The 13,934-nt window shown below is 61.5% G+C and carries 13 protein-coding genes; 2 read left to right on the forward strand and 11 right to left on the reverse strand.

Going from position 1 to position 13,934, the window contains the following annotated elements:
- Positions 1–529: 529 nt before the first annotated feature.
- Complete coding sequence (locus G3N94_RS01455) at positions 530–943, reverse strand: antirestriction protein (protein WP_346778625.1); 414 nt, start codon at positions 941–943, stop codon at positions 530–532.
- Positions 944–1,105: 162 nt separating this feature from the next.
- Here G3N94_RS01455 and G3N94_RS01460 point away from each other — a divergent pair, with 162 nt between their 5' ends.
- Positions 1,106–3,091, forward strand: a complete 1,986-nt coding sequence (locus G3N94_RS01460) for a ParB/RepB/Spo0J family partition protein (RefSeq protein WP_205790261.1) — start codon at positions 1,106–1,108, stop codon at positions 3,089–3,091.
- Between the two features lie 33 nt (positions 3,092–3,124).
- Here the strand turns inward: G3N94_RS01460 and G3N94_RS01465 are convergent, their stop codons facing one another.
- From G3N94_RS01465 to G3N94_RS01510, 10 genes are all read right to left on the reverse strand, one after another.
- Positions 3,125–3,679, reverse strand: coding sequence for a hypothetical protein (locus G3N94_RS01465; protein WP_205790262.1), 555 nt, complete (start codon positions 3,677–3,679; stop codon positions 3,125–3,127).
- 784 nt (positions 3,680–4,463) lie between these two features.
- Positions 4,464–5,777, reverse strand: a complete 1,314-nt coding sequence (locus tag G3N94_RS01470) for an FAD-binding oxidoreductase (RefSeq protein ID WP_205790263.1) — start codon at positions 5,775–5,777, stop codon at positions 4,464–4,466.
- 24 nt (positions 5,778–5,801) lie between these two features.
- A complete protein-coding gene (locus G3N94_RS01475) occupies positions 5,802–7,166 on the reverse strand; it encodes a glutamine synthetase family protein (protein WP_205790264.1) in 1,365 nt (454 codons plus the stop codon).
- Positions 7,167–7,263: 97 nt separating this feature from the next.
- On the reverse strand, positions 7,264–7,446 hold the full coding sequence (locus tag G3N94_RS01480) for a hypothetical protein (RefSeq protein ID WP_205790265.1): 183 nt from the start codon (positions 7,444–7,446) through the stop codon (positions 7,264–7,266).
- Positions 7,447–7,607: 161 nt separating this feature from the next.
- Positions 7,608–8,327, reverse strand: coding sequence for an IS6 family transposase (locus G3N94_RS01485; RefSeq protein WP_241021494.1), 720 nt, complete (start codon positions 8,325–8,327; stop codon positions 7,608–7,610).
- A 132-nt stretch (positions 8,328–8,459) separates the two neighbouring features.
- Positions 8,460–9,137 carry a carbohydrate-binding family 9-like protein gene (locus G3N94_RS01490; protein ID WP_205790267.1) on the reverse strand — a complete coding sequence of 226 codons (678 nt, stop codon included), beginning with the start codon at positions 9,135–9,137 and terminating at the stop codon, positions 8,460–8,462.
- Positions 9,138–9,362: 225 nt separating this feature from the next.
- A complete protein-coding gene (locus tag G3N94_RS01495) occupies positions 9,363–9,725 on the reverse strand; it encodes a cupin domain-containing protein (protein WP_205790269.1) in 363 nt (120 codons plus the stop codon).
- Positions 9,726–9,756: 31 nt separating this feature from the next.
- Complete coding sequence (locus G3N94_RS01500) at positions 9,757–11,151, reverse strand: FAD-dependent oxidoreductase (RefSeq protein ID WP_205790275.1); 1,395 nt, start codon at positions 11,149–11,151, stop codon at positions 9,757–9,759.
- 24 nt (positions 11,152–11,175) lie between these two features.
- Positions 11,176–12,609: a glycosyltransferase gene (locus G3N94_RS01505; RefSeq protein WP_205790277.1), complete on the reverse strand. Its 1,434-nt coding sequence runs from the start codon at positions 12,607–12,609 to the stop codon at positions 11,176–11,178.
- Positions 12,610–12,652: 43 nt separating this feature from the next.
- Positions 12,653–13,582: a GntR family transcriptional regulator gene (locus G3N94_RS01510; protein ID WP_205790279.1), complete on the reverse strand. Its 930-nt coding sequence runs from the start codon at positions 13,580–13,582 to the stop codon at positions 12,653–12,655.
- A 172-nt stretch (positions 13,583–13,754) separates the two neighbouring features.
- Here G3N94_RS01510 and G3N94_RS01515 point away from each other — a divergent pair, with 172 nt between their 5' ends.
- Positions 13,755–13,913 carry a hypothetical protein gene (locus G3N94_RS01515; protein ID WP_205790281.1) on the forward strand — a complete coding sequence of 53 codons (159 nt, stop codon included), beginning with the start codon at positions 13,755–13,757 and terminating at the stop codon, positions 13,911–13,913.
- The last annotated feature ends 21 nt before the right edge of the window (positions 13,914–13,934 follow it).

A 13,934-nucleotide genomic window follows, 5' to 3' on the forward strand; every position in this document is an offset into this window, starting at 1 on the left:
GTGACGCCGAGTGCCTGTTCAATGGCTGTCGCCAGCGGCATGGCGAAATGCTGGATGACCTGGTCGACGATCGGCGCGCCGATCGTGCCCTGGCAGAAGCGAATGGCCTGATAGGCGACGGCCAGGCCGAGCCCGGTACCTGCCAGTTCGCTCGCCGCGGCGAGGTATTTCTTGCTCACATGCCCCCCTTTTACAGCCCCGGTCTTGCGACCGGGACCTGCCAATCCAGCCCCCACGGCTGACGCCGTGGGGGAAACACGCTCGCCCCGCGATCACTTCGCGATCGCGGGGCGAGCTTGACGACCCCGGGTGGGCCGCCCAGGCCTCACCGAATCGTCCCTGCGCTTCGCTTCGGGCCGGGCCTCTCCCCACGCTACGCGTGGGTCCCCGTGTCCCTCGATTCGGGCGCGACGGCGCGCGCGAACCCGCGGCGATCCGTTGCCCCCGGGCTTGCAGGAACGAGTGTCGATGGATGCGACGCCAGCGCACTGCGGACGCCCGGTCGCGAGACCGGGCGCTCTATTATCGGTTAATCGATCGCCCGGAAAATCTCCCGGTGTTCCGGATGGTGTGCCGCGAACTCGCGCAGCAAATGGTAACGCTCGATATGGACTTCCTCTCCGAAGGTTTCCGCCATATGGCACAGCGCGAACAGCGTGACGACGATCCCGAACGCTTCGATGCCCATCTCGCCCGCGTAGCTGTTCAGGTGCCAGCATACCGACACCGGTGCGGCGATCTCCGGCGCGAGATAGAAGCCGCCGTTGGACAGGCGGAAGAACTGCCAGTGTCCGCCGTTGTACGTGCGGCAGAGCCGACGCGCCCACTCGAACACGTAGCTCTCGCCATGCAGGTAGCGCATGCCGAAGTAATGCGGCAGAAAGTGCATGCGCTGTTCCTCGACGACCAGTTCCGAGTGGATTTCCACAACATTTTGTTCCACGGTATTTCTCCGGTAAGCGGCCAGGGCAGGAGGCTCGGCCTAATTAAAATAATAGGCCAAAAAGGCCTAACGTGCAAATATATATGTTGAATTAAAGGCCTATAAGGCCTAATATTGAAGCTAGGCCATGCACTTCGCAGCGGCCATTTACCGGAGAAAACCGTGATTGAAATCGCAACGAACGCAGTTCCCGCGCTCGAGGCCTTCGCGCCGATCCAGTACGTGCCGCTCGGCACGCTACGCGTGTCGCCGCGCAACGTCCGCAAGAAGCCACCCACCCGCATTCGCGAACTGGCCGAGGACATCGCAGTCAGCGGCCTGTTGCAAAACCTTGTCGTGCATGTCATCGACGGCGAACGGGAGCATCACGGCGTCTGTGCCGGCCAGCGCCGACTGGCTGCGCTGGACTTGCTCAAGAGCGAAGGCCGCGCGAAGGACGGCGACTTGATCCCGGTTCGCATCGTGTCGGAGGGCGAAGCGTTGGCGACGTCGCTGATCGAGAACGCGGAACGCGAGGATATGCACGTGGCCGATCAGTGCGACGCATTCAGGCAACTGGTCGCGGAGGGGCGCTCCATCGGGGATATCGCAGCGCGCTTCAGCGTCGCAGAGCGGGACGTGCGACGCGCGCTGAAGCTGGCGAACGTGTCACCGAAGCTGATCGACGTGTTCCGCGATGACGGCATGACCTACGAACAGGTGTGCGCGCTCGCGTTGAGCGACAACCATGAACAGCAGGGGCGCATCTGGTTCGACGCGAAGCAGTCGTGGCAGCGCACGCCGTCGCAGATTCGCGCCGTCATCACACAGGAGGAAACGAGCGCCAACGACAACCCACTCGTCGCTTTCGTCGGGCTGGATGGTTACGAGGCCGCCGGCGGCTATGTGCGTCGCGATCTGTTCAGCGACGCGAAGAACAACGGTTATATCAACGACCTCGAATTGCTGAATCGACTGGCGCTCGAAAAGCTCAGTGCGATCGCGGTCGACATCGGCGCGGAGGGCTGGTCATGGCTCGAAATCAACGTGCAACGCGATTCACTGCAACTGGCGAAATATGGCCGTTTGCGTCCCGAGCATCGGGAATTCACGCGCAAGGAAAAGGCCGAGTTCCGCAAGCTCGAAAAGGTGCGCGACGAAGCGCAGGCGGCGCTCGACGCCTACTACGACGCGGAGGACGAGCAAGAGGACGACGCGAAGCGCGAAGCGCTGGAGGCGGCCGCGCAGGACGCCGATGCGGCGGTTGACGCCTACGTAGAACGGCGCAACGCGTGGACGGACGAACAGAAGGCACGCGCGGGCGCGTATCTGTGGCTCGACTACGCGGGCGGGCTGCAGATTGAGCGCGGTCTCGTCAAGCCGCAGGAAAAAGCTGCCGCGAAAGAGGCGGGTGTCGTCGGGGCCGAAGCGTTCACGCCGGAGAAAGTTAAACCGCTGCACGGCGAGACGCTGTGCGAACGGCTGACGGCGCATCGCACGGCGGCGGTGCAGGCCGAACTGATGAAGCAGCCGACCGTCGCGCTGGCCTACCTGATGTTCGCGATGGCGCCGCGCGTGTTTCCGGAGCAGTTCGAGGCCCGCGCGACGGACGCCCTTGAGGCCCAGTTCACATCGATGCACGAGCGGCTGCTGCGCGTGGCCGACGACATGACCGACAGTCCGGCGTGGCAGTTCATCGACGGCGAGCGCGAAAAGTGGCGCGCCATGCTGCCGACGAAGGTTCGCGACCTGCTGCCGTGGCTGCTGTCGTGTTCCGAGGACGTGCTCGCGAACCTGTTCGCGTTCTGCGTGGCCACGACAGTCAACGGCTTGAGCCGATGGGACACCGAGCACCACGTGAACACGCTGGCCGACACGCTCGGGCTGGACATGACGGGGTACTGGAAGCCGACCCGCGCCAGCTACCTGAACCACGTCTCAAAGCAGCGCATCATCGACGTGGTGACGCAGGCTGTCTCGGCCGAGGCAGCCGCGCCGCTGGCGAGCCTGAAGAAGGGCGACGCGGCAGCCGCCGCCGAATTGCGGCTCGCGGACAGCGGCTGGCTGCCCGAAGTGCTGACCAATCGCGACACGCCAACGACGTGGGAGGGTGACGACGCCGAGGACGGCGACGACGAAGCGGCCGAGGCGATGCAGGACGCCGCCTGACGCCTTACTTGCGTTGCATCACGACGACCCCGCTCAGGCGGGGTTGTCCTTTTGGGGCGGCACCGGATCGAAGGGGTTGGGCCACAGGCTTTTAACCACGGCTTCTGCGCGCGCACTCCGTTGTTCAGGCGTCAACAGGCGCTTTTGTTCGCGTGTGAGTTGTGCGGTGAGCCAGTCGTCAGGGAGCTTCGCGCCGACGGGCGCAATCGAGCGGCGCTCGCGCGCGGCGGGAGGCGTGGTCGCCGCGTCTGGGGCGGTGTTGCTGGCGGGCGCTGGTGCGCGGGCCGCTGCCGGGTTCGGCGCTTCCTCCGCCTGGCTGACTGCCGGGTCAGTTTCCGGGCGCGGCGCGGCCGAGCGGCGCACGAGGCCGCGTTCTTTGCGAATGCGGGCCAAGGTTCGCACGAAGGTTTTGAAGGTCATGACGAGGCCGTTCCGGGCGAGGATTTCCAGCACGTCAACGCGCCGGACACCAGAGGCGATGGCGGCCTGCACGTCGTCGAAATGATCGCGCAGGCGAGCGGCGGCCGGGCGGCGGTCGCTGGCGGCGATGGCCCGGAGTTCGGCGGAAATGCTGGCGGGAGCGTACATGGACGGTCGTCAAATCGGTGATCGTGAGCCGATTATGACCGATGCAGCCGCCACCGTCATCCATACGTCGCTGTCCGGCCATCGGTAGATCATCACTTCGACACTGATTGACCACCCTTTGGTCAGCTATCGACACCTTGTTAGCATCGACTTGTCACCTACGCGTCATCTCCATTTGTTCGGCCCGGTGCGTCGAGGCACGACAGATATGTAAACGGAAATGCTGACGCATTCCCGTTTCCCTATCCGGTGCTCCAAGGGGATGCCCCTTGGAGAACCCGGCCGGCTCCGCCGGCGGCGCATCACCGCGCCATGCGTGGTGATGCGTGCGCGCAACGCGCGCACCGCTTCGCTCGTGGCGAAGAGATGCGGAAGCGGCGGTACGTTGGAATGGTGTCGACTCCGCGTCAGGGCGTGCGGAATACACAGCAGACTTCATGAAGCGGAACTGCACGAGCAATGCCGATAAGCTGACGCGGTCTCGCGTCTCGAAGGCTACGACCCGAGCGAATTCGAGCAGCAGCGGAAGGTCACCAACCGCGCCGATCCGGCTATGTCCGCAAATGAAGGGTCCGATAGTAAGCGCTATGTTACCCTTCATTTCGGCGCGGATCGGGGCAGGGCATGTGGATCGCTCACACAACTAATCTATGGTCCGCCCCGTTCTGTAACCCTGATGCTTGATGTCAGGTTGGTTTGCCGTCTCGATAGGAGTCGGGCTGTCGTCCCGCGTGAACTGCACAGCCCTTCCGGCGCGGTAATCTACAGTCTGCGCTACGTCGAACTAGCGCAGTTGTTCCAGCATCTGGTAGTACCACATCCCCGCCGCCAGCAGCGGATTGCCGATCAGATGCCCCATCGGTACGCGGATATGCCGGCATGCGGCAAAGGTGTCGAACCGTTCGATTGTGCCGGTGATCGCTTCGGCCATCATTTCGCCCATGATGTGGCTTGTCGCCACCCCGTGGCCCGAGTAACCCTGGCAGTACCAGACGTTATCCGACAGCTTGCCGAGCTGTGGAATCCTGTTCACGACAATCCCCATCGCGCAGGTCCACTCGAAGTCAATTTTCACGCCTGTCAGCTTCGGGAAGGTCCGTTCGATGCAAGGCCGTAATTCAGCCGCCACATCGCGCGATTCACGCCCTGAGTAATTCGCTCCGCCGCCGAACAGCAGGCGGCCGTCGGCGGTCATCCGGTAGTAGTCGAGTACGAAGCGGCAGTCGTACACGGCCAGATCCTGCGGGTTGATCTCGCGCGCCAGCTCGCCGAGCGGCTCGGTGGCGACGATGCCGCCCATCGCCGGAAAAATCTTGCCTTCGAGCTGTTTCTTTTCGAGCTTGTGATGGACGTCGCCCGCGAGCAGGATCTGCGTCGCGTGGATGCGCCCGCGCGAGGTGACGACCGCGGGCTTAGCGCCATGCACGATGTCGACGACCTCGGAATGCTCGTAAATCAGCGCCCCGAGACTTTCTGCCGCGCGTGCCTCGCCGATGCACAGGTCGAGCGGATGCGCGTGCATGTTGCGCGTGTTTTTCAGTGCGGCCAGATACAGATCGCTGTCCAGATGCGCCTGCACGCCCGCGCGATCGAGCAGTTCGACCGACGCGCCCATGCCGCGTCGCTGCGCTTCGTCGAAGCTGTCCTGCAACTCGCGCAGATGGGCCGGCTTCATCGCCGCGTGCAAATGGCCGTGCTTCAGATCGCATTCGATGCCGTACTTGCGCACCCGCGATTCGATGATCTCGTGGCCACGCCAGCGCAAATGCCAGATGAAGTCGTCGACCTCGTTGCCGAGCGTCGCGCGCATCTGCTTGCGCATGGCGGTGTCGCCCGACAGGCTGCCGGTGATCTGCCCGCCGTTGCGCCCGCTCGCACCCCAGCCGATCTTGTTGTTCTCGACGATCGCGACTTTCAGCCCGCGCTCGGCGAGTTCGACCGCACTCGCCACGCCGGTAAAGCCGCCGCCGATGATCGCGACATCGACGCTCTGTTCGCCTTCGAGCGCCGGATAGTCGGTCTCGTGCCGGATCGTCGCGGCGTAGTAGGAAGGGCTGCGCTCGGGCGCAGCCGCATTCAGGCGGAGTGCAGTATTCATGAGGGATTCCCGATTAGGTTTCGATCAAGCCTGGTTCAGATACCAGCGCCAGTCCTGTTCACCGACTTCGCCCATGAACTGCCGGTACTCGGCGCGTTTGATCGCGAGGAACACCTTGAGGAATTTCGCGCCGAATACATCCTTCGCCCAGTCCGAGCGTTCGAGCGCGTTCAGGGCGCTGAGCCAGTCGGTCGGCAGCAGCGTGATGGCTTGCGCGTAACCGTCGCCTTCGACCGGTGCGCCCGGATCGAGCCGTTCGCGAATGCCGTGATGCGAAGCCGCAAGAATCGCCGCCGCCGCGAGATAGGGATTCGCGTCGGCGCCGCAGACGCGATGCTCGACATGCCGGCTCGGCGCGGGGCCGCCCGGCACGCGCAGGCTGACCGTGCGGTTATCCACGCCCCAGGTCGGTGTGAACGGCGCGTAGCTGTTCGCCTGGAAGCGGCGATACGAGTTCGCGTTCGGGCAGAACATCAGCATCGAATCGAGCAGGCCGTGCAGCATGCCGCCAACCGCCTGACGCAGCAGCGGCGTGCCGGCTTTGTCTTCGGACGCGAACAGGTTGTCGCCTGCCGCATTGGCGAGGCTGACGTGCATGTGCATGCCGGACCCGGCAATGTCCGCGAACGGCTTCGCCATGAAGCACGCGTTCATGCCGTGCGCGTTGGCGACGCCCTTGACGATGCGCTTGTAGCGCACCGCCTGATCCATCGCTTCGAGTGCCGGGCCGTGTTCAAGCGTGATTTCGACCTGGCTGGGCGCGTATTCGGAAATCGCGGTGCGCACCGGAATCTGCTGATCGCGGCAAGCGCCGTACAGGTCCTTGAGGAACGGCTCGATCTGTTCGAGTTCGCGCAGGCCATACACCTGGGTCGTTCGCGGACGGTCGCCGTCTGTATCGAGCGCTGGTTGCGGACGGCCTTGCGCATCGCGCTTCGCATCGAGCAGATAGAACTCGAGTTCGCACGCCATCACCGGATGGAAATCGTCGGCTTGCAGATCGTCGACGATGCGCGCGAGCAGTTGCCGGGGATCGGCGACGCCCGCGGGCAGCCCTTCCACAGGATGCATCTGCACCTGGACGGCGGCGGTCGGCATCTTGCGCCACGGCAGACGCACGAGGCTGCCCGGCAGCGGATACGCCCGGCAATCGATGTCGCCGACGTCCCACACGAGACCGCTGTCTTCGGTGTCGTCGCCGTTGATGGTCAGGTTCATGATCGCGCTCGGCAGGGGCCGGCCGCTGCGGTACACTGCGAGCAGTTCCTCGCGATGCAGCAGCTTGCCGCGCGGCACACCGGCGGCGTCGACGATAAACAGTTCGATCAGATCGATGTCGGGATTGTTGGCGAGGAAAGTCAGGGCTTCCTGTTCGTGGGCGAATGGCATGTCGGTCTCTCTTTGCGCATGAGCGCGTGCGAGGTCCTCCGCGATCGGCGCGGAAGAACAAAAGTAGGGTGTGCCGCGCGAAGGCGCAGCGCGGGGTTCAGCTCGAACGAGCCGGGACAGGGCGGCGCAGCGGAGGCCGCGCGTGGCGGCAGTGCCAGATCGCCCAGAACGCGAGGATCACGTTCAGCAGCGGGTTGAGCCGCGCCGCGTCGACGCGCGTACGCGCGCACGCCTGATCGGCGTGACGGTGGCGGCGTAATGACGGATAGGCTGGCTTCATGGCGGTTGGGTTTGGCCTTCGGGCTGCGTGTGCTGTGGGCTAGCGCAGGCACCTCCGGTAGTTCATCATTTGCGCAATGCGTGAGCCGGAACAGACAATGTTGCGCAGGCTCTGGTGCAAATAGGTGAGCGGATTGATGAGTGTCCTATAGGCAGGATACCTTATCGAGCGGACAGGACCGCATTCCATACGACAGGCGCAGCGGCGTCCTTGAGACCGAACTTCGCGAGATCGAGCTGGCCCTTGCGAATGCGATGCGTCAACTCGATGCCTGAATCGTGGTCGCGGCGCTCCTGAACCGTTTGAATCCAAGCATCACCTTCGTTCTGGATTTGATGTGACGGTGGTTGCACTTCGATCAGGTTATTCAGATATTTTGAGGACCGGACCTTCGTGACTTCGGGTAGCAGACCATCGGCCTTCATTTCGCGCACCGCGCGGTGCGCGGCCGCATAGCCGACGAGCGTGATGGTCTCCGGCGACTGGCCCTGATGCCTGATGGCTTTGTTGAAAAAAGCTTTGGCCGCAGCCACGTCGCGCCGCGCCCTGAGCATGAAGTCCACCGTCTGGCCAGCCTGATCCACCGCCCGGTACAGATAGACCCATCTGCCGCGAATCTTCAGATAGGTCTCATCGACATGCCACGAGCGGCCCGCAGGTGCGGCAAAGCGGTTCCAGCGTTTGACGAACTCGGGCGTATAACGCCTCACCCAGCGCAAAATCGTCGTGTGAGCCAGCGCCAAACCCCGTTCGGCCATCATCTCCACCAGATCGCGCAGGCTGAGCTTGTAGCGCAGGTACCACCGAACACACAGAATGATGATCTCCCGATCAAAATGGCGTCCTTCGAACAACTCCTCCAGACTTTTCAGCTTGCTCATCGCGGGTCATCAGTTCGTTTTGCTCCGACAACTCTAACCGATTCGCCGACCCATTTGCACCAGAGCCGTCTTTTTCATCACGACATGTTACGCGACCCGCTCAGCAACGTGACAACGCCCTTCGCGCTCTGCTCAGGCGAAGCGAATCACGCCGAAGGCTTCCGGCATATGGAAGTTGAGTTCCGGCACCGGCTGCCATGAGGCCCAATGAGGGTGTGAGCTCTCATCGGCACATTTGAACAGATTGCAGCGCCAGGCCTGCCCGGCCGGCAAGCCCAACGGCCCGACGTACTCTTCGAGTAAGCTGAAGGGCAAAAAGAACTGCAATGACCACTCGGTAGGTTCGCTCAGTTCAGGTTCTACAACAGGGGGCAAGGTTGTACGAATAGCCACTTGCTTCCCTTGCTCTGGAGTCAGCTTAACGAACTCCTTGAAGCCGGTCGGCACCCGCTCGGCGTTGGTAATGTAGTAGCTGAGCAGGGTGCCATTACCACTTATCTCCAGACTCAAGTAGCCATTGCGTTCTCGCTGCCCGGCTTTGGGGTGAAAGTAAACTTCAACGCAACTGTCCTTGCACACCCGGTCCTGAAACTGGGTGTGTACGCAGCGTACATAGCGATCCTGGACGCGAAAGATGCCGTGAATGCCGGCAGCGCTATAGAGCAGCTTGGCCTCGGTAATAGGCCGGTGATGGGTGCTTTCCTGGCGAAACTGGTCGATAGTGATCACTTTGGCCTGTTGCCACGTCGGGGACCACCAATCCGCAGTTAAGGCGGCTGGTTCAGCCAGATAGTTCACTCGATATTCCATGTACTGATTCCTGTTGTGTTTTATCGGCCTGGCCCAATGCAAGAGCGCAACGTGGTCGGGTCGCGCGTAAACCCATAAATGTGCAGCGCTAGAAGCTTTTCACTGCCGGCAATATGGAAGCTAACGCATCGGCTTGGGCAGTCGTGAGGCTGAGAGGCTGCGTGAATAGCTGGCTTCTCCTGAGTGGCGATAAGGAGCAGGAAGGGGCTCCTTATCGTGCAAGGCTCACGCACCCAGGATCACGTATACCTTTCGTACTTCCGAAAGATTCTCCCAGGTGCCCTTGAATCCGGCCGCCACCACGAAGGTGCTTCCAGGTCCAAAGTCTCTGCTCACTCCTTCGGCATCAGTCAGTCGAACGTTGCCTTCGAGAATGTGGCAGAGTTCGTCGTAGTCGCAATCGCAAAGCTCTTTGTGGGAGCCGGCCTCCCAGACTCCGGCAGTGAAATTCTTCTGCGGGTTGGTGAAATGGCGCCAAGTTTGGCTGCGGTAAGGAGCCTCGACGATTGCTGGGTCAGTGATGTCGCGAACCACGGCTTCAACCGGACCTGCGGCAAAGTCGGTGACATGGGCTGGCATCTTGTTCATGAGTATTCCTTATTGTTGGATGTGAGTTTGATCAGGAGTCGAAGCCCACGCCAAAGGCGTCCATGGTTCGCAGTAGCAGATTGCGTTGCCCGGTCTGATCCTCCCGCTCCAGGCCGCGTTGGGCGAGGCTTACGGCGATGTAACGGATGGGCTCAGGAGGAAAGCGCACAGGTGCGCGATTCAGCATTTTCAAGGCTGTGCGTTCGGTCTTCTGGCCAGCGAGCAGATCGAGCATTGTCGCGGCAGCGAAACGGCTGGCAGACACGCCTTGGCCCGTGAATCCCAGTGCGTAGGCGATTCTCCCATCAGCATCGCTGCCAGTGAACAGGGTTGTGCGCGCGGAAGAATCGATGATGCCGCCCCAGGCGTGACTGAACTGAATGTCCTCGAGTTGCGGGAGGGTTTGAAGGAACTGCTCCGCCAGCCGAACGAAAGTTTCCGGTCGGTGAGTCAGGCCTTCATCAAGCTTGCTCGCAAAGGGGTAAATGGCGTCGTATCCGCCCCAAAGAATGCGGTTGTCCTTCGTCTTCCGCCAGTAATGGAACTGGTTGCCCGAATCGGCAATGCCGTAGCGGCCTTGCCAACCGATGAGTTTCAGTTGTTCGTCGCTCAGCGGCTGGGTGGTCAGGGCGTAGTCATAGATCGGGATAACCTTGGACTTCAGGCCCGGTAGCAGCGACGTGAAGATATTGGTCGCCAGTGCTACCTTGTCCGCCTGAACGACACCGTAGGAGGTCTCCAGCAGGAGGTCATCAGTGCGTTGAACGAGCTTCGTAACTGGAGAGTGCTCGTACAACTCGATGTCTTGTTCCCGACAGGCTCGACGTAGTTCCCGCACCATTTTCGCCGGGTTCAGCAGCGCGTAATTGGGCTCGAACAAGCCTGCCGCATAGGCGGGGGAGTCCAGGTACGCTTTTAGTGCTTTCCCTTCCAGGTACTGGCAATCAATTCCAAAGCGCTGATACTTCTTCTGCAAGGCTTGAAGGCCCTCAATCTGCCAAGAAGTTGTGGCGACGCTGAGCTTGCCCTCACGTTCAAACTCGGCGGCCAGCCCGAGTCTCTCGATGTCCTGCTGCAGCTCATTGAGGTTTTGTCGCCCCAATCGGATGAGCGTCTCGGCTTCATTCGGCCAGCGCTTGAGCGCGTTAGACACCCCGTGAGAAATGCTCGGTGCGCAGAAGCCACCATTGCGACCGCTCGCCGCGCCACCGCACACCTGCGCCTCGATCAGCACAATCCGCTTGTGCGGATAGCGCTGGCGTGCCAGCAAAGCCGTCCACAAACCAGTGAATCCACCTCCCACAATGGCAAGATTGCAGCGCACCTCACCAACCTGTCGTGTGAAGGTGTGCGGTGGACCTTCGGCATCCAGCCAATAAGGCCGGGGAATGGCATGCTTGAGGCTGGCAAGTGCGCGTTGGGTCATATCGACGTTTTCATGTTGGAGTGGCTATAGGCTCGGTAATCGGAGGATGGCGCGTGCAGCGACCTCGGTACCGTGTGAAGACTGCATGGTGGAGCTTGACTGCTGCAGGCGCCGGTGCATGGCTTTGTCCTCCAGCAGTTGCTCGATGGCGCCCGGCAGGGCGGAAAGAGGATTTTCGAAGCGCGGCAGATATCGACCGACACCAGTCTCTTCGGCGCGCCGGGCATTATCGTGACCGTCCCAGCAATACGGGATGATTATCGAGGGCAGGCCGAAATAGAGAGCCTCGCAGAAGCTGTTGTTGCCGCCGTGATGAACGAACAACTGACATTCGCGAAGGGTTGCGGGCTGTGGGAACCAGCTGTCCAGATAGACGTTGTCAGGCACTGACTCATACTGGTCACGATAGGCGCCAACGTTGATCAGGAAGCGATATGGGAGGGATGCAACCACGGAGATCAGTCGCTTCATCATACCCACGTCTGCGGCACCAAGACTGCCGAAACTGATGTAAATCAGCGGTGCATCGTTGCACTGCGGAAACGGCGGCACTACGTAGGGGGCTTCGCGGCGCACGCAGCCCTCAAGATAGACAAAGCGCGTCGGGTCGAGCGGATGTTGCCTCGTGTAACGGACAGGCGTGGGCGACAGCAGCAGGTTGAGCCAGGGCGACTCTTCAAGAAATATTCCGGGCGGGCATGGGCTATGCCCTTGGCTTTCGACAAACCGAGAGAGTCGGGCGTGAGCCGGGGCGACCGCTTTGATATAGCGCTGCCAGTAAGTGGCGCAGCCCATCGCATCGGACGCGCTGGCACCTGAGAGGTAGGGGGGCACAGCCGGATCGGGCAGTTCGGTCTCGGCGCACGAAATCACCCGCACCCAGGGACATCCGGCCTTCGCGATAGCTGGAAACATCACCACGTTGTCGAGCACGATAGCATCCGGTTTGAGTCGAGAAAGCAACTGCTGAAGCGGCCTTTCGGCTTCGACCACGGTATCGATGATCGCTTCCCAGGCCGGGGCGACGTAGCTGTCGATCTGGTCCAGTGGCGTCTGATCGAAGTAAGGGATGTTGCGCTTGATAAATCGTTCCCAGTAATGCTGGTGCTCTTCTGCCGACAGAGGGCTATCGACCAGCAGTGGGTACTCGGTAAAGCCGTACTCGGCAAACAATCCCTGGAAATGTTCGTGGCAGATGAATACAGGGCGAGCACCCTGCTCGCGCAATGCCTGAGCGATGCCAATGCAGTTCAGCGCGGCGCCGAAACTGGCTTCGGGGAATAGGGCAATGAGTCGTTCTCTGGGCATGATCGCAAATTTTCCCTGGTCGGGGAGCGTGAGGCTCCGGCCGGCCTGTCTGTTAATTGTACTTTTTTTTTCAAAAAAACATAGCGATTTGATGGGGCTCTGCTTCGCTGCCTCCGCCCAAATGCCGGACGCAATGGCGTCGGCGAGCATGGCATGCTCGTCAGAACACGGCCATCGGGGGATGTTACAAGGCTCAACGGCGTTGGTGGAAGGCCTGGGGGATGCCGCGATTGGCGGTCTGTGGGCGCTGCGCGACTGAAAGGCGCAGGTGCAGGCGCAGCAGGTCGGCGGCAATCTCAAGCTGGCCGCGTTCGATGTGCTCGATGATTCGCAGGTGCTCGCGTAGAGACTCTTGCAGCCGATGCGCGCTTACCATTGGCAGCAGGTTCGGCAGGCGTCGCAGTCGTTGATGATGCAGCAGTGCGTCACCAACGAATCGATTGCCGCAACAGGTGGCAATCATTTCGTGGAAGCTGATGTCCAGCTCGCGAAACTGCCCGATATCAAACTCCTCTATGGTGGCTCGCAGCAGCTGCTCGGCCCCGTCGCGGAGCAGCGACAGACGCTGGCGGTCTACCTCAAATCCCGGTGCAAGAAGGGCTTCGGGCTCCAGCACCATTCGGTAGCGCAGGCTTTCATCTAAGGCGGCGAGGTTGTCCAGCAGTGGCCGGAACTGCCACGACTGGCCTGGGCCTCGCTCAACGACTTGGTCCTCGCTTAGCTGGGCAAGAACCCTCTGGGCCGCGGGGCGGCCAATGCCATAGCGACGCATGATTTCGCTGATGCTGACGCTGTTGCTTAGGCGCCCGGCCATGCGATCCCGCAGCACTGAAGCAACGAGCTCCTCTTCCTCAGCCTGCGGCAGCGTCGGACTCAGTGCTAGGCCCGCCGGGTCGGCCAGGAGAGCGTAGCCGCGTCCGGCCTGGTGGTCGGCCATGCCTTGCTCGACCAGGACGTTTAAGCCAGCGCGGATCAGTGTCCGGGAAACCTGGAAGGTGCGAGCGAGCTGCTGTTCTGACAGGGCGTCGCCTGCCCCCATGCCGTTTTCCTGGATGAGCTCGATGATCCGCCTGGCTAGCTCCAGGTGGTTCGTCCGGGGCTTTTTCTCTGTGGTCTTGCTCAATGCGTGGGTTCTCAGTTGGGGCGCGAAGTACTTTATGCCACAGCATTGCGCGGCCAACAACGAGCAGAAAACAGTTGACACGCCATTTTGGGTTTTTTATCGTAAAAAAAGACATGCAGCTGATGCGATTTTTGCTGCCTTCAAAACAACAGGCAATCGTTAGGTGCGCCTCATGAACAGAAGCAGAGCCCTGCTGTACGCAGTCCTTACCCTGACCACCGCCCTGGCCACTCCTTTGGTGCAGGCCAAGGACTTGGCGATATCCATCTGGGCCAATTGCATGGCCCCGCATGCGCTGGAGAAATTCCAGAAAGCCATCCTGTCCCGTTAAGCCACAACACGAACAATTGGA

The sequence above is a fragment of the Burkholderia sp. Ac-20353 genome, assembly GCF_017104785.1.
Lineage (GTDB): Bacteria > Pseudomonadota > Gammaproteobacteria > Burkholderiales > Burkholderiaceae > Burkholderia.

Excerpts from the sequence above, each read along its gene's own strand:
- G3N94_RS01465 (WP_205790262.1), bottom strand. The coding sequence starts at position 3,679 with ATGTACGCTCCCGCCAGCATTTCCGCCGAACTCCGGGCCATCGCCGCC.
- G3N94_RS01470 (WP_205790263.1), bottom strand. The coding sequence starts at position 5,777 with ATGAATACTGCACTCCGCCTGAATGCGGCTGCGCCCGAGCGCAGCCCT.
- G3N94_RS01475 (WP_205790264.1), bottom strand. The coding sequence starts at position 7,166 with ATGCCATTCGCCCACGAACAGGAAGCCCTGACTTTCCTCGCCAACAAT.
- G3N94_RS01480 (WP_205790265.1), bottom strand. The coding sequence starts at position 7,446 with ATGAAGCCAGCCTATCCGTCATTACGCCGCCACCGTCACGCCGATCAG.
- G3N94_RS01485 (WP_241021494.1), bottom strand. The coding sequence starts at position 8,327 with ATGAGCAAGCTGAAAAGTCTGGAGGAGTTGTTCGAAGGACGCCATTTT.
- G3N94_RS01490 (WP_205790267.1), bottom strand. The coding sequence starts at position 9,137 with ATGGAATATCGAGTGAACTATCTGGCTGAACCAGCCGCCTTAACTGCG.
- G3N94_RS01495 (WP_205790269.1), bottom strand. The coding sequence starts at position 9,725 with ATGAACAAGATGCCAGCCCATGTCACCGACTTTGCCGCAGGTCCGGTT.
- G3N94_RS01500 (WP_205790275.1), bottom strand. The coding sequence starts at position 11,151 with ATGACCCAACGCGCACTTGCCAGCCTCAAGCATGCCATTCCCCGGCCT.
- G3N94_RS01505 (WP_205790277.1), bottom strand. The coding sequence starts at position 12,609 with ATGCTCGCCGACGCCATTGCGTCCGGCATTTGGGCGGAGGCAGCGAAG.
- G3N94_RS01515 (WP_205790281.1), top strand. The coding sequence starts at position 13,755 with ATGAACAGAAGCAGAGCCCTGCTGTACGCAGTCCTTACCCTGACCACC.